Here is a 14,667-nt window from a genome sequence, read left to right as displayed (position 1 = left end):
CTCCCGCGTGGGAACGCTTCGCTGGACGCTCGGCGTCCGTTCTTGTGACGCAGAGCGTCACGGGCTGCATTCCCACGCGGAGCGTGGGAACGATCACTCAGCTGTCTTCTTCTATGTCCAGCAACAGGTTTTCCAAGGCTTCGCGGTACGCCCCCGGTGCCTGCCACAAGCCACGTTGCTGGGCTTCGAGCATGCGCTCGGTCATGTCGCGCAGGGCATCTGGGTTGTGCTGTTGCACAAAGGCACGGGTATCAGGGTCCAGCAGGTAGGCATCGGCGAGCAAGGCGTATTGGTGATCGTCAATCAGCGCGGTGGTAGCGTCGAAGGCGAACAGGTTGTCCACGGTCGCGGCCATTTCAAACGCGCCTTTATAGCCATGGCGCTTCACGCCTTCGATCCACTTGGGGTTGGCCGCACGGGAACGGATCACCCGGTTGAGCTCTTCTTTCAAGGTGCGGATTTTCGGCACGTCCGGCTGGCTGTGGTCGCCATGGTAGCTGGCGGCCTTTTCGCCGCTCAGGGTTTCCACGGCGGCCAGCATGCCGCCCTGGAATTGGTAGTAGTCGTTGGAGTCGAGCAAGTCGTGCTCGCGATTGTCCTGGTTCTGCAACACCGCCTGCACCTGGCTCAACCGCTGGGCAAATTGCTCGCGAGCCGCAGTGCCTTCGTCAGCCCCCCCGTAAGCGTAGCCACCCCAGTTCAGGTAGACCTCGGCCAAGTCCTCGCGGCTCTGCCACAAGCGCCCGTCAATCGCGCCCTGCACGCCCGCGCCATAGGCACCCGGTTTGGCGCCGAAAATGCGCCAGCCGGCCTGCTTGGCCGCGGCACCTTCATCCAGGCCCGCCTCAAGCAATGCTTGGCGTTCACTGCGCACTTTGGCGGCCAGCGGGTTCATGTCGTCGGGTTCATCCAGGGCCGCCACCGCCTGCACCGCCGCATCGAACAGGCGGATCAGGTTGGCAAACGCATCGCGGAAGAACCCGGACACGCGCAGGGTCACGTCCACGCGCGGACGGTCCAATAAGCTGATCGGCAGGATCTCGAAATCGTCCACCCGCTGGCTGCCGGTGGCCCATACCGGGCGCACGCCCATCAGCGCCATGGCTTGGGCGATATCGTCCCCGCCAGTGCGCATGGTGGCAGTGCCCCATACCGACAGGCCGAGCTGACGCAGGTGGTCACCGTGGTCTTGCAGGTGCCGCTCAAGAATCAGGTTGGCCGACTGGAATCCGAGACGCCAGGCCGTGGTGGTTGGCAGGTTGCGTACGTCCACGGTAAAGAAGTTACGCCCCGTAGGCAGCACATCCAGCCGACCGCGACTCGGCGCACCGCTGGGCCCCGCCGGGACAAAACGCCCACTCAAGGCATCGAGCAAGCCACGCATCTCTGCGGGGCCGCAGGCATCCAGGCGTGGCGCGACGACGATGCGCAGGCCTTCGATCACCGCCTTCACCTCCTGCCAGCCGGGCTCTTCCAACTGTTCGATGGGGCCTTCCAGTGCCTGCTCGATCAAGCGCGCCGCGTACAACTCCAGACGTTCACGGGTATCCCCGGCCGTACGCCACAGCTGATCGTCAATCTTCTGCAACACCAACGGGCGCCGCCCCGTCCAGGGCTCGGCCAGTGCGCAATCGAGCGGATCAAACCCCAGGTCGAATGCCTTGGCCAACACTCGCAGCAGGCTCGACTGCGGGCCCCGGCCATCGCCACGGGGAATGCGCAACAGCGCCAGCAAGGTGTCGATACGCAAGCGGCCCTCGGGCGACTCGCCAAAGATATGCAGGCCATCGCGGATCTGCGATTCCTTCAAGTCGCACAGGTAGGTATCCAGGCGCGGCAGCCACACCGCCGCGTCCGCCTCACTGCCCAGTTCAAGCTCCTGGTCGATACGGGTTTCGCGCACCAGTTTGAGGATGTCTTTTTGCAGCTCCAGCGCACGGCGCGGGTCGAGCAATTGCGCCTCGTAATATTCGTCGGCCAATAACTCAAGGTCACGCAGCGGGCCGTAGGTTTCGGCGCGGGTCAGCGGTGGCATCAGATGGTCGATGATCACCGCCTGGGTGCGCCGCTTGGCCTGGGCGCCCTCACCCGGGTCGTTGACGATAAACGGGTAGATATTCGGCAGCGGCCCCAGCAATGCATCCGGCCAGCAGTGCTCCGACAGGCCCACGCCTTTGCCGGGCAGCCACTCCAGGTTGCCGTGCTTGCCCACATGGATCACGCCGTGGGCGCCGTAGGTATGGCGTAGCCAGAAATAGAACGCCAGGTAGCCATGGGGCGGCACCAGGTCCGGGTCGTGGTACACCGCGCTGGCATCTACCTGGTAACCCCGGGCCGGCTGGATGCCGACAAAGGTCAGGCCCAGGCGCAGGCCGGCGACCATCAAGCGGCCATCGCGGCACATCGGATCGTTTTGCGGCGCGCCCCAACGCTCCAGCACGGCCTGGCGATTGGAGGCCGGCAAACGATCAAACATCGCCTGGTATTCCACAAGGCCCAGGCTTTGATGGCAGGGCCGCAGGTCGAGGCTGTCGAGGTCGTTGGTGACGCCGCCGAGCAGTTCCTGGATCAGCGCGGTGCCACTGTCGGGCAACACATCCGCCACCGGGTAGCCTTCGGCTTGCAAGGCGCGCAGGATATTCAGGGCTGCCGCCGGGGTGTCCAGGCCCACGCCGTTACCGATGCGACCGTCGCGGGTCGGGTAGTTGGCGAGGATCAGCGCAATCCGTTTCTGGGCATTGGGCACCCGCGCCAACTCGACCCAACGGCGTGCCAGCTCAGCGACAAAATCCATGCGCTCGGGCGCTGCGCGGTAGCACACCACATCCGACTGGCTGCGCTCGCTGCGCCAGGCCAGGTCCTTGAAACTGATGGGCCGGCTGATGATGCGCCCGTCCAGCTCCGGCAAAGCGATATGCATCGCCAGGTCACGGGGCCCCAGGCCTTGTTCGCTGGCCTGCCAGCCGGGTTGGTTGTCCTGGGCGCAGATCGCCTGGATTACCGGGATATTGCGGCGAAACGGGCGCAGGTGCGGCGCTTCCGGGCTGGACTGGGCAAAGCCGGTGGTGTTCAGGATCACCGAGGCTTGCACATCGTCCAGCAGGTCCTCAACCACCGTGAGGCAGCCGGGCTCTTTCAGACTGGCCACCGCAATCGGCAACGGGTTGAGGCCCGCCGCTTGCAAGCGCTGACAGAACACATCAATAAAGCCGGTATTGGCCGCCTGCAAATGCGAGCGGTAGAACAGCACCGCAGCCACGGGCCAATCAGCGTGCCAATCGGCCTGCCAGTCATTGAGGCGGGCATTGGCGTTGCGCGGGTGATAGATCGCCGTGCGCGGCAGCGCTTGCGGCTCGGCCCAGGCATAGTCGCGTCCCAGGTGGGCACTGGCCAGGCAATGGTAAAAATCCAGGGCATTGCCCAGGCCACCTTGGCGCAGGAAGTGCCACAGGCGCTCGCGGTGTTCGGCCGCAACGGTGCTCAGGCTGCTGAGTTCCGGGTCTGGGCGGTCGTCACCCGGCACCAGGATCAGGGTGACGCCGCGTTCGGCCAACTCCACCAGGCGCTCGATGCCGTAGCGCCAATACCCGATGCCGCCGTGCAATGACAGCAGGATGACCTTGGCGTGGCGCAATACCTCGTCGACGTACAGGTCGACCGAGGCATGGTTCTGCACCTGCATCGGGTTGGCCAGGCGCAGGCTGGGGTAATCCTCGGGCAATTGCTGGGCGGCTTCGGCGAGCAGCGCCAGGCTGGAATCGCCGCTGCACAGGATCACCAGTTCAGCGGGGGTCTGGCCAAGGTCGGCAATATTGTCGTCCGCGACGAAACCACCGGGTTGGGTCCTGAGCAGGTGCATGGTTAAACGCTGAGGGCAGCGCGCAATTGCGCTTCGAGGCCGGCGGCGTCCAGTTCCTGGCCGATCAGCACCAGGCGCGTGGTGCGTGCTTCGTCAGCGCCCCAGGCACGGTCGAAGTGCTTGTCAAAGCGCGTGCCCACGCCCTGGATCAGCAGGCGCATCGGTTTGTTGGGGATCGCGGCGAACCCTTTCACCCGCAGGATGCCGTGCTGCACCACCAATTGGGTCAGGGCGTCGAGCAGCAGCGCCTCATCGGCTTGGGGCAAGTCGATGGAGATGGAGTCGAAGGCATCGTGATCGTGGTCGTCTTCACCTTCGTGGTGATGGTCGTGATGGCTGTGACGCCCGTCGATATGTTCCTCGGAACCGGCGCCCAGGCCGATCAGCACGTCCAGAGGCAGGCGACCGCTGCTGGCTTCGATGATCTTCACCGCGGCCGGCAGTTCTTCGGCGACCTCCAGGCGCACGCGGGCCAGGTCTTCGGCGCTGATCAAGTCGCTTTTGTTGAGGATCACCAGGTCGGCGCTGGCCAGTTGGTCGGCGAACAGCTCATGCAACGGCGACTCGTGGTCCAGGTTCGGGTCAAGTTTGCGCTGGGCGTCGACCTGGTCCGGGAAGGCGGCAAAGGTACCGGCGGCCACGGCCGGGCTGTCGACCACGGTGATCACCGCGTCAACGGTGCAGGCGCTGCGGATTTCCGGCCACTGGAAGGCTTGCACCAACGGCTTGGGCAGGGCCAGGCCCGAGGTTTCGATGAGGATATGGTCCAGGTCACCGCGACGGGCGACCAATTCGCGCATCACCGGAAAGAACTCTTCCTGCACCGTGCAGCACAGGCAACCGTTGGCCAGTTCGTAGACGCGGCCATTGGCTTCTTCTTCGGTGCAACCGATAGAACACTGCTTGAGGATTTCACCGTCGATGCCCAGCTCGCCGAACTCGTTGACGATCACCGCAATGCGACGGCCCTGGGCGTTGTCGAGCATATGGCGCAGCAACGTGGTTTTGCCCGAGCCAAGGAAGCCGGTAACGATGGTGACGGGAAGTTTGGCCAGTGTTTTCATCGGATGCCCTTTGGGGCGGGCATACGGGACGACAGGCCCTGCGGCGGCGCGCAGCAGCGGATTTCGTCACCGGATCACCCCGCCCGGTTGAATTGGAAAATCAGTGGCGAGGCAGGTCTCCTGGCTTGGGGTGTGCAGGTCTTGCGACCAACGCTGACTGCGCCTTCCCGCCCTATCGGCAGTGGCGTGGCAGTCAACTGAACCCTTCACAGTTGCGGGGGCAGCCGCGGCTTGAACCGCGTTCCCTTCTTAGCTTCGGCCTGGGCCGAAGAACCTCGAGGGTGCAAGGCTACGCAGTGCACGGCAGGCGGTCAATGCTCAAGCACCTACCGGCAAGTCGGTCCAGGCAGCGGCCAACTAGGCGTAGCGCTGCCTGCCAGGATTGGCGGTGATGATGTCGGGCACATTGATCGGGCCGTAAGCCTTGAGGAAAAAATCAAATCGGCCATTCCCTGTGAGGTCGATGGCCAGCCTAGACAGGTTAGTCGTACGGTTGTAATCCAGAATCGCTTCACCTGGTTTGCCCGTCAGCCGCCTGACGAACCTCAGGGCATCAACCCCCGCGTTGCCCAGCAGGTTCGACAGATCGATTCTGTCCACACCCGTGACAAAATCCATAATCTGATCGGGATATTCCGGCGTGGAGTCGCTGGCATTGTCGTAAGCGAAGGTGTCAGCGCCCCCCGCACCTCGGAGTCGATCCGCACCCGCCCCACCTTTAAGCACGTTGTTTGCTTGGTTACCAATGATCGAGTCATGCCCGGAGCCGCCGATTGCATTCTCCAGCGTAACCCCCTTGGCAATGGAAACATTCCCCACCAGGCCGCCAACATCCGAAAAGGACTCCGCCCGCAAATTGATAGTCTGGTTTTGGTGATACTTGGAAAAGTCCAACGTATCGACACCACCACCGTCCCATACACAAAACAAGGCCGTATCGTGACGCGAGTTCAACTCCAGATAGTCTCGTCCCGCATTGGAGTTGAAGCCATAGGTGGTATCTGAATTGCGCGTCGTGTTATTGGCACCATAAACCCGCTGCGCAGCGGCGATATCATCCATCATCGGCGCCGACGGTAACTTTCCATTGAAGTGTTTACCCGCTTCAGGTGCATCGAAGTAGCTCATCACGCTGTAAGCCCGCGTATCCTGAGCATATAAGGCGTGATCGCGGTAATTGGGATTACCAAAATTATAGGTGCCTGGGTGTAACAGGCCCAGGTTGTGCCCAATTTCATGGGTCAGGGTCATTCGCCCATGGTTGTGCAAGGCTGGATTAGTATTGGTGCCAAATCGGGGATTGATCAGCACTTTACCTTCCTGGCCCGGATACTGGCCGAAGGCGACCTCGTAGTCCGTGCTATTGGAGAACGCTAGAAGCCCCTCGGGGCGACGACTGCCTTCCTGGAATGAAACATTCGCGACATCCTCCCACGATTGCATCGAGCGCCGGGCCTGCTCTTTCTGGGTCGCATTGAACGCCGTGTGCCCTCTTGCGTGCTTGTTGAATGAATAGGAGATCTGCGTGATGCCGTCGCGATTGGCGTCAAACCAACGATGGCCGGTTCGAGTGATTTGACGCGCGGCCTGATCAACCGTGAAAGAGGGTTTATCAACGTTCGATTCAGAGGGGTCGTTGGGCCTGAGGGTCGCATCGGCCACCGCTGATTGCTGATCGCCAGCAAGCGGCGCATGAAAACTTTGCAGCGTATTGGAAAGTCGCATAAAGCCCACCGTTAATTTCAATGTTGCGCGGGGAGATAAACCGGGTTTCCTTCTGAGTTATCGAAAAAAGCGCAGGCGTTCCCAAACACTTCATACATCGCGTGTCTGCCTATTGCGTCTGCAAATACTTCATCGCCGTGTACTTCGTAGGTGTCCTCATCCAATTGACGCTGACCTGCACACCATGCTCTCCTACACACCTTGTTTCGGGTGCCCTTCACAGGGTGAAACGGGAAACCGGTGCGTCAAATCCAATGACAAGTCCGGTGCTGCCCCCGCAACGGTAAGCGAGCGAAGCGTCATGGCCACTGTGCTTGTGCATGGGAAGGCGATGCTTTCAGGAGGACTCTTTCCAGAGCCGCCCCTCGCAAGCCCGGAGACCGGCCCGAAAACTTCAGATAACAAACCCGCGGTGGGCGGGCGCTGTTCGAACCCTGCGTGCCTGGCGCGTGGGGTTTTCATGCGCTCGTTTCACCCTGACACCTGAAAGGGACGCGCCATGTCGATCATCAGCAGCACTTCGCACACCGCCACTAGCACCGCCACCCTCAGCCAACGCCTGACCGCCGCCATCGGTGCGTCGATCCTTGGCGCGTGCCTGGTGTATTTCGCCGGGTTCTCGCATATCGAGGCGGTGCACAACGCCGCCCACGATACCCGCCACAGCGCCGCGTTCCCGTGCCATTGAGAGCTGCCGACATGATCAAGCGTATTGCGCAAACCGCAGGGTTCACTGGGCTTTTGGCTGCCTTGCTGCTGACCCTGCTGCAAAGTTTCTGGGTGGCACCGCTGATCCTGCAGGCGGAAAGCTTTGAAAAAGCCTCGCCAGCCGCCGAAGTGGTGCACGAGCACGCCGCTGGCGTTGCTGCCCACAGCCACGATGCCCAAGCCTGGGAGCCGGAAGATGGCTGGCAGCGTGTGTTGTCCACCACTGGAGGCAACCTGGTGGTGGCCGTAGGCTTTGCACTGATGCTCGCCGGCCTCTACACGCTGCGTGCGCCGACCCGCACCGCCCAAGGCCTGCTCTGGGGCCTGGCCGGCTACGCGACCTTTGTACTGGCCCCCACCCTGGGCCTGCCACCGGAACTGCCGGGCACTGCGGCCGCGGACCTGACACTGCGCCAGACCTGGTGGATCGGCACCGCAGCCTCCACCGCCGCCGGCCTGGCGCTGATCGTGTTCGGTCGCAATTGGCTGTTGAAAGGCCTTGGGCTGGCGATTCTTGCCGTGCCCCACGTCATCGGCGCGCCGCAACCTGAGGTACATTCGATGCTGGCCCCGGAGGCGCTCGAAGCGCAGTTCAAGATCGCCTCGCAATTGACCAACGTCGCTTTCTGGCTGGCCTTGGGCCTGATCAGCGCCTGGTTGTTCCGCCGCAACCGCGACGACCAATACTCGGCATGATCCTGGTTGTCGGCTTGGGCTGCCAGCGGGGCTGTGAGGTTCACAGCCTGCTGGCGTTGCTCGACAGCGCCCTGGTCGAGGCCGGCATTGATCGCTCACGCGTGACCGCGCTGGCAAGCATTGACCACAAACGCGAGGAACCTGGGCTGCTGGCACTGGCTCAGCGATCGAACCTGCCCTTGCAGTGCTTCAGCGCCGAGCACCTGGCGGGCTATGAACATCGGCTGAGCCATCGCTCAGCGCTGGCTTTTGCCCACACCGGCTGTTACGGCGTGGCCGAAAGCGCCGCCCTGGCCCTCGCCGAACAGCTGTCCGACAGCCCTGCCCGCCTGCTGATCACCCGTCAAAAAAGCGCGCAGGCCACCTTTGCGTTAGCCTGCGCGGGTTAAAAACCCGATAATTTCCGCTCTTGAGCATGAGCCGTGTTCATGCTCGCCCGTTTTTCAACAGGATTTCTCCATGACCGTCTACTTTATCGGCGCCGGCCCCGGTGACCCGGAATTGATCACCGTCAAGGGCCAGCGGCTGATCCGCAGTTGCCCGGTGATCATCTACGCCGGCTCGCTGGTGCCCGCCGCCGTGCTGGAAGGTCATCAGGCGCTCCAGGTGGTCAACAGCGCCGAACTGCACCTGGAGCAGATCATCGAGCTGATCAAGACGGCCCATGCCCAAGGCCAGGACGTGGCGCGGGTGCACTCCGGTGATCCCAGCCTGTATGGGGCGATTGGTGAACAAATACGCCATTTGCGTGAGCTGGGCATCCCTTTCCAGATCATTCCAGGGGTCACGGCGGTCGCCGCGTGCGCGGCCCTGCTGGAGACCGAACTGACCCTGCCGGACATCGCCCAAAGCGTGATCCTGACCCGTTACGCCGATAAAACCAGCATGCCTCCCGGTGAAGACTTCGACAGCCTGGCGCGACATGGCACCACGATGGCGATTCATCTGGGGGTCAATCATCTGGAGAAAATCGTTGCCGAGCTGCTGCCGCATTACGGTTCGGACTGCCCGATTGCCGTGGTACACCGTGCCACCTGGCCGGATCAGGATTGGGTGGTCGGTACGCTGAGTGACATTGCCGAGAAAGTTGCGGCGAAGGGGTTTCGGCGGACAGCGTTGATTGTGGTGGGGCAGGTGTTGGCCAGTGACAGCTTCAGCGAGTCGTCGCTGTACCGCGCAGGGCATGCGCACCTCTATCGCCCCTGAAGCCAGCTCCCACACTTGATCTGCTTTATCAGATATATTTTGCAACTCTATGAATTTAAATAATAAAAAACGGCGCTCACGGGCGCCGTTTTTTTGTTCGCAGTGAACACCTTACTCAGTAGTAGGCGTTTTCTTTCTGCGTGTGGTCAGTCACGTCACGTACACCCTTGAGTTCAGGAATACGTTCCAGCAGCGTGCGCTCGATGCCCTCACGCAAGGTCACGTCCGCCTGGCCGCAGCCCTGGCAGCCGCCGCCGAATTTCAGCACGGCGATACCGTCATCCACCACGTCGATTAGACTCACCTGGCCGCCGTGGCTGGCCAACCCCGGGTTGATCTCGGTTTGCAGGTAGTAGTTGATACGCTCATTGACCGGGCTGTCGGCGTTGACGTTCGGCACCTTGGCGTTGGGGGCCTTGATGGTCAACTGGCCGCCCATACGGTCGGTGGCGTAGTCGACCACGGCGTCGTCCAGGAAGGCTTCGCTGAAGGCATCGATGTACGCGGTGAAGCTTTTGAGCCCCAGGGCGGTGTCTTCAGGCTTCTCTTCGCCGGGCTTGCAGTAGGCAATGCAAGTCTCGGCATACTGGGTGCCGGGCTGGGTGATAAAGACGCGGATGCCGATACCCGGGGTGTTCTGCTTGGACAGCAGGTCAGCCAGGTAATCGTGGGCGGCGTCGGTAATGGTTATGGCAGTCATGGAAACTCCTCACAGGCTTGCCCGCAGTTTACGCCAAATTATTACGCAGGTACAAAGTCCGAGTATTTTTGTCGGGAAAGACCTGTTCCTGTTGGCCTGACGCATCGTGACACCTGGCCATTTCTGCGAAAACCTGTGCCTACCTATATAGCCCCCCCCGCAAACCCCGGCTCAATAGAGTGAATCCTCTTCGACTACGGATTGTGAGGATTGAATGAATAACGCATTGCAGAGCTTCTATTTCAAGGGCTTGCCGGAACAGCAAGTGCATTTGGACCATCTGATTGATTTCGTGACGACACAAGGCTCGCTGACGGCATCCGCCGCCGAGGTGTACTACTGCCCCCCGCACAACAGCGAACTGCATCGCGAGTGCAAGGAAGCCTTTCGAGTCTTGGCAAAGCTGGAAGCCGATGAAGACTTTCAGCGCTTCCTGCGGGAAAAGCCCGAACCGGATGATTCCATTATCGGCCGGGACTTCCTTTACGACCTGCTCTCCACCTTGTTCAGCAGCACGCGCTCACCGATACCCGACTCTGCCGAAACGTTCAGCATTGCCGACCATTCGGTCATCCTGCGCCATATGCCCACCTATTGGTACATCGACGCCGACGTGTTGCTGGATATCAACCGGCGTGTGGGTAACGGCCTCAAAAGCGACGGTTCGGTGCGGTTTGATCTGGTGCTCAAGTATTACTCGATCATCCCGGCACAGCCCAAAACCCGCGAGCAGTGGAAAGCGGTTCTCGCTGTCTTGCAGGAACATCACACCCTGAAAAAACTCGGACACGAAGGCAACCTCAGCGATTTGCAGCACTTGCTGGATGCGCCTGCCGACCAGAAAATCAAGGAGATTATCCGCCAGATCGAAACACAAACCCGTCAATCGCTGTTCCGTCATGTATTGCCCGAAACATTCACCGCCTCACAATAGGACATGCTCACCACCACCCCCACCGTGCTGCTCGATCAATTGCTCAATAGCCCCGATAACCTGGCACTGGGCGAACGGATTGCCAAGGCCTTGGACTGGTATGGCAGCCAGAAGGACGAAATCTGCCCAGACCCGGTACGGGTGAAATTACTGTGGCGCGCGTTGTGGCTGACGATCATTCCCAGCACCGACTCGCTGATCGACAACGAATTGAAACTATTCATCGCGCCTGGCGCGTCTTATTCGTCGGTCCGCCAATCCTTGATCAGCCGCTATGAACATAGCTTGTCGATCAGCGCTGACGCGGCACAATTGGCGGTGTGCGTCCTCAAGGCCAATGTTGCCAGCGAAGTCTGGGTGGCCGATATTCCCGATGACCTGCCCTACGCTGCCACCAGTACCTGGGTCAATTTCAGAAGCGGCTTTCTGCTGGCCGAAACGATTGCACCGGGTTCATCGCGCCACATGAGTTTCGAACAATTGCTCAACCTGGCGGCGGAACACTTTCGCGCCAGCGGCGATGACATTAAACAACAGGCACTGGTCGCAGCGGCCAAGTTGGGCCCCACCGTGCAATGGGCACAGGCCAACGGCCTGATCGCCAGCCGATCGTCGGGCCACTCACGGGATGAGCTCACCCAGGCCGTCACCGCCCTGGAGCAGCATGAATATGAGATGTTCAACGCAATTCAGAACCTCAAACTCAAACTGCCCAGCCGTTGGCGCTTTGTCTCGGACATGGAGTACGACAAAGCCTTTCGCGACGCCCTTGAGATGCCGAGAAACGCCTACAAGACCTTAATCCAGTCACTGCTTGCGCACCTGGGCAATGCGACCCTGGATGTGGATCAGGACGAGATCACCGTGTATTCATTAAGAGAAGCCCTGGACAAGGTGCCCATCGAATATGAAACCAAAGCCAAGACCGATGCCGTTCGTTACCGGACAGGTTTTATCCTACGCATCGCCAAGCCCCGCTCGCCCCTCCATGCCATCTACATCGAGGTATTCCCCTTCGCCGGCCTGCTGCGTCGACGCAAAGACCTGCAAAGCCTACCGCTAAACGGCAAAGTGGTAGAGCTACGCGACGCCATGAGCTGGGACAAGTACAGGCTGGCCACCGAAGTACCGTTTGATCGAGAGGCTTACCGCGAGAACAAAGCGCCCAGACCAGGCAAAAAAGCTGAGTTGATCGTTGAACAAGTCGGCGAGACACTGCCTGGCATCGACGCAGGGCCGCGCATCCCATCGTTCGCGCCCAACACGCTGTATGCGCCGCGCAGTGAAACCCTGGCAAGCATGATTGCCCGCGAGCTGTTTTTCTGCGATGAGCAAGCCCTCCTGGAAAAAACCCGCAAAGACACGCGGGAGGTAGACATTCCCGCTGAGGTACTCGAAGACTTGGCGTTCTGGGGCAAGATTTTTATCCCGTTTTGGGGCGGTATCGACGACATCGCCTCCGGTGATCCCCAGCGCATCAAGTCAGGCGTCGCCGGCCTGTTCATTGACATCGTAGCTTTCGCGTTGCCGGTAGGGCGGTATGTGGCCGGCTCCACCCGCCTGCTCATCCACGCAGGCAAGACCGGGCTGCGCCTGGCGCTGCCTAAGCTCGCGAAACTGACCGGGAAGCTGGTAATTGCCACGCTCCACGAACTCAACCCCCTGGCCGCCCTGCCCAGCCTGCTCAGGCTCGCGCGCTTTGGTTTGCTCAAGCTGGGACATAAATTGATGCGCCAGGCAAAACGGGGTATTGCCCAGCTGCGCGATGGGACGATCGCCGCAAGGCACATACGCTCGGTTGACCCTGACAGCTGGAAGCCGCTGCAGGCGGGCGATCAACTGTTTACCGTGGACGGCTTCGCCAATGTCCCGATGCGCAACGTCGGCAGCCTCGAGGCGCCGGATTATCGCTTGATCGATACCGCCTCCAATAAAGCCTTCGGGCCGCGCTTTAGAGAGCCGATCACGGTCATCAGCAACAGCAGCCCGTTGATTCGTCAGTACGCGGTTGACCCGGAGTTGATCAGAGGCCTCAAGCCCGACGCACGCGGTATCTTCTCCCGAGCGGACTACAACCAGAAGTTCATCTGTAATGTTGATGACAAGGGCAAAATCGCGGTGTACCAGGTCCGCGACAATTCCTATGGGTTCATTCAGGAGGCCGCCGCGGGCGCCGACACCAGCTTTTCTATCGTACTGGTCAATCCGAGGAGCAATCGCGATTTGTCGATCACGCTGTCGTCGGTGGAGCCTGGTCATTGGTATTCAGGCCCGATCAAGCTCGCGGGCGGCGCGCCGGATGCGCCAAGCGTGGTAACGCCCTCAGTGCTGTTGAAATGGACCGAGGCCAGTGAAGACGCCCTGAAAAAAACCATGGACAACTTCGTCAGCACTTACAACCTGGACCCCAGCGCCTTTCGGCAGTTCGTCAACAGCCGCAACACCCTGACACCCCGAGGGCGAAAGATGCTGGACCGTGCAGGGACCGCCCGCACCTGCGTCACTTACGAGCATATGGAGCACTGGAGCAAGGCGTCCCAGCGCGAGCGCAACAGCCTCACCCTTGAAGGCTTCGCCGCCGACCATAACCTGGACCCGGTGGCCTTTGCCGAGCATGTAAACATTGATGGCACCTATCGAGCGGCAGGCAAAGTACTCGCCAAATACGCCAGAGGTGAACAATTCGACGACCTGAAACCCGAACACCTGCAAGAGTGGAACAAGCACTACAACGCCACCAACTCAAGGGTGTCCATGCACGCATTTGTCGAGCAGAACAACCTCAACCCGCTTATCTGGAGTGACTAGGTCAATGACAATGGCAGCATGACCCGCGCCGGTAGAGAAAGGTGGCTGTTCGGACAACGAAGCCCGGTGGACGAGCCCGTGGCCAGGAAGCGGCCTGCGCCCCCCACGGCAGGTAGCTCAAAACGTCCGCGGCTGGACGATGACGCCACACCCACGCGGCGCCGATCCACTTCAATCACGGCGTCTTTTGATCATAAAATCAACAATAATGCGCCAATTCTGCAAGACCCCAACGACGTCAGGCGCAGCTTGACCCTTGAACTTGAAGGTCCGTTGCAAAAAATAGAGATCACCGACGCCAACCAGTTTTTTGACGAGTTCACCGGCCTGCAATACGTCGAAGTCAAAGAGGCTGCAACCAAGAGTATCCGTGAATGGATCGCCAAGGAAGGCAATCATCATCGCCGGCTTGATCGCCTTTTGGAGGTCAAGAAACTGCAGGAGGGCCCAGAGCGTGGCCTGTCGGTCGTAGCCAGAACCGATATAAAACGCTTCGATGTCCTTGGGCCGTATACCGGCAAGCTGCACTTGGATCAAGCCTCGATCAATACCGAGATACTGGAAAAAGGTGAAGCGGCCGTCGGCACGTATTTATTCCAGACCCACACTCATGGCGCGACTATCAGCGGCCACGGTAACAGCAACACGCTAAGCCTGATCAATGCGGTCAAGGTGCCCAATCTGCCCGACGTTGGCATCGAAAATGTCGGCGCCGTGTATGTAGGCAAATACATGGTGTTCATAGTCGCTTGGCGGGATATCCCTGCCGGGACCGAGTTGCTGATGGACTATGGTAAAGCCTACTGGAAGTACGTGAGGCCCTGAGCCGCCAAACGGCGGTCCTAATGCTTTTGCCTGATGGGTAACGCATCATCAATGCCAAACCAATGTTTGAGCCTGCGATGCGTAGCCTTATACAACACCTGGTAACTGGCCAATACGCCCAGCGCAATGACGGCGATGCACA

At 60.5% G+C, this 14,667-nt stretch carries 11 protein-coding genes and 2 riboswitches; of the genes, 7 read left to right on the top strand and 4 right to left on the bottom strand.

Annotated features, from left to right (window positions below):
• Nucleotides 1-97: 97 nt before the first annotated feature.
• From cobN to AC4PS6_RS18935, 3 genes are all read right to left on the bottom strand, one after another.
• A complete protein-coding gene (cobN, locus tag AC4PS6_RS18945) occupies nt 98-3,859 on the bottom strand; it encodes a cobaltochelatase subunit CobN (RefSeq protein ID WP_336826369.1) in 3,762 nt (1,253 codons plus the stop codon).
• Between the two features lie 2 nt (nt 3,860-3,861).
• Entirely contained in the window at nt 3,862-4,923 is a 1,062-nt protein-coding gene (cobW, locus tag AC4PS6_RS18940) for a cobalamin biosynthesis protein CobW (protein WP_014718278.1), read from the bottom strand.
• Nucleotides 4,924-5,016: 93 nt separating this feature from the next.
• A riboswitch (cobalamin riboswitch) is annotated at nt 5,017-5,216 on the bottom strand.
• Between the two features lie 64 nt (nt 5,217-5,280).
• Entirely contained in the window at nt 5,281-6,648 is a 1,368-nt protein-coding gene (locus tag AC4PS6_RS18935; RefSeq protein ID WP_003190737.1) for a M10 family metallopeptidase C-terminal domain-containing protein, read from the bottom strand.
• Between the two features lie 191 nt (nt 6,649-6,839).
• A riboswitch (cobalamin riboswitch) is annotated at nt 6,840-7,051 on the top strand.
• Nucleotides 7,052-7,147: 96 nt separating this feature from the next.
• On the opposite strand from AC4PS6_RS18935, the gene AC4PS6_RS18930 reads away from it, so the two are divergent.
• From AC4PS6_RS18930 to cobM, 4 genes are all read left to right on the top strand, one after another.
• Nucleotides 7,148-7,336, top strand: a complete 189-nt coding sequence (locus AC4PS6_RS18930; RefSeq protein WP_003190735.1) for a CbtB domain-containing protein — start codon at nt 7,148-7,150, stop codon at nt 7,334-7,336.
• 11 nt (nt 7,337-7,347) lie between these two features.
• Nucleotides 7,348-8,052 (top strand): CbtA family protein, encoded by a 705-nt coding sequence (locus tag AC4PS6_RS18925; protein WP_336826366.1) that lies wholly within the window; start codon nt 7,348-7,350, stop codon nt 8,050-8,052.
• A complete protein-coding gene (locus AC4PS6_RS18920; protein WP_019820250.1) occupies nt 8,049-8,441 on the top strand; it encodes a cobalamin biosynthesis protein in 393 nt (130 codons plus the stop codon). The genes AC4PS6_RS18925 and AC4PS6_RS18920 overlap by 4 nt, the downstream gene beginning before the upstream one ends.
• 70 nt (nt 8,442-8,511) lie before the next feature.
• Nucleotides 8,512-9,258, top strand: a complete 747-nt coding sequence (gene cobM, locus AC4PS6_RS18915; RefSeq protein WP_020301554.1) for a precorrin-4 C(11)-methyltransferase — start codon at nt 8,512-8,514, stop codon at nt 9,256-9,258.
• Between the two features lie 115 nt (nt 9,259-9,373).
• On the opposite strand, the gene nfuA is transcribed toward cobM, so the two are convergent.
• Nucleotides 9,374-9,958, bottom strand: a complete 585-nt coding sequence (gene nfuA / locus AC4PS6_RS18910; RefSeq protein ID WP_003190728.1) for a Fe-S biogenesis protein NfuA — start codon at nt 9,956-9,958, stop codon at nt 9,374-9,376.
• Between the two features lie 214 nt (nt 9,959-10,172).
• Here nfuA and AC4PS6_RS18905 point away from each other — a divergent pair, with 214 nt between their 5' ends.
• The 3 genes from AC4PS6_RS18905 to AC4PS6_RS18895 are packed head-to-tail and all read left to right on the top strand — an operon-like array spanning nt 10,173 to nt 14,525.
• Nucleotides 10,173-10,892, top strand: coding sequence for a hypothetical protein (locus tag AC4PS6_RS18905; protein ID WP_492180907.1), 720 nt, complete (start codon nt 10,173-10,175; stop codon nt 10,890-10,892).
• A 3-nt stretch (nt 10,893-10,895) separates the two neighbouring features.
• Nucleotides 10,896-13,700, top strand: coding sequence for a hypothetical protein (locus AC4PS6_RS18900; protein WP_492180906.1), 2,805 nt, complete (start codon nt 10,896-10,898; stop codon nt 13,698-13,700).
• 18 nt (nt 13,701-13,718) lie between these two features.
• Nucleotides 13,719-14,525 (top strand): SET domain-containing protein-lysine N-methyltransferase, encoded by an 807-nt coding sequence (locus AC4PS6_RS18895; RefSeq protein ID WP_492180905.1) that lies wholly within the window; start codon nt 13,719-13,721, stop codon nt 14,523-14,525.
• Nucleotides 14,526-14,667 lie beyond the last annotated feature (142 nt).

The organism is Pseudomonas sp. DW-iso17, assembly GCF_058725345.1.
This window is presented reverse-complemented; position numbering and strand designations above follow the sequence as displayed.

Excerpts from the sequence above, each read along its gene's own strand:
- AC4PS6_RS18930 (WP_003190735.1), top strand. The coding sequence starts at position 7,148 with ATGTCGATCATCAGCAGCACTTCGCACACCGCCACTAGCACCGCCACC.
- AC4PS6_RS18900 (WP_492180906.1), top strand. The coding sequence starts at position 10,896 with ATGCTCACCACCACCCCCACCGTGCTGCTCGATCAATTGCTCAATAGC.
- AC4PS6_RS18920 (WP_019820250.1), top strand. The coding sequence starts at position 8,049 with ATGATCCTGGTTGTCGGCTTGGGCTGCCAGCGGGGCTGTGAGGTTCAC.
- AC4PS6_RS18905 (WP_492180907.1), top strand. The coding sequence starts at position 10,173 with ATGAATAACGCATTGCAGAGCTTCTATTTCAAGGGCTTGCCGGAACAG.
- cobN (WP_336826369.1), bottom strand. The coding sequence starts at position 3,859 with ATGCACCTGCTCAGGACCCAACCCGGTGGTTTCGTCGCGGACGACAAT.
- nfuA (WP_003190728.1), bottom strand. The coding sequence starts at position 9,958 with ATGACTGCCATAACCATTACCGACGCCGCCCACGATTACCTGGCTGAC.
- cobW (WP_014718278.1), bottom strand. The coding sequence starts at position 4,923 with ATGAAAACACTGGCCAAACTTCCCGTCACCATCGTTACCGGCTTCCTT.
- cobM (WP_020301554.1), top strand. The coding sequence starts at position 8,512 with ATGACCGTCTACTTTATCGGCGCCGGCCCCGGTGACCCGGAATTGATC.
- AC4PS6_RS18935 (WP_003190737.1), bottom strand. The coding sequence starts at position 6,648 with ATGCGACTTTCCAATACGCTGCAAAGTTTTCATGCGCCGCTTGCTGGC.
- AC4PS6_RS18925 (WP_336826366.1), top strand. The coding sequence starts at position 7,348 with ATGATCAAGCGTATTGCGCAAACCGCAGGGTTCACTGGGCTTTTGGCT.
- AC4PS6_RS18895 (WP_492180905.1), top strand. The coding sequence starts at position 13,719 with ATGACCCGCGCCGGTAGAGAAAGGTGGCTGTTCGGACAACGAAGCCCG.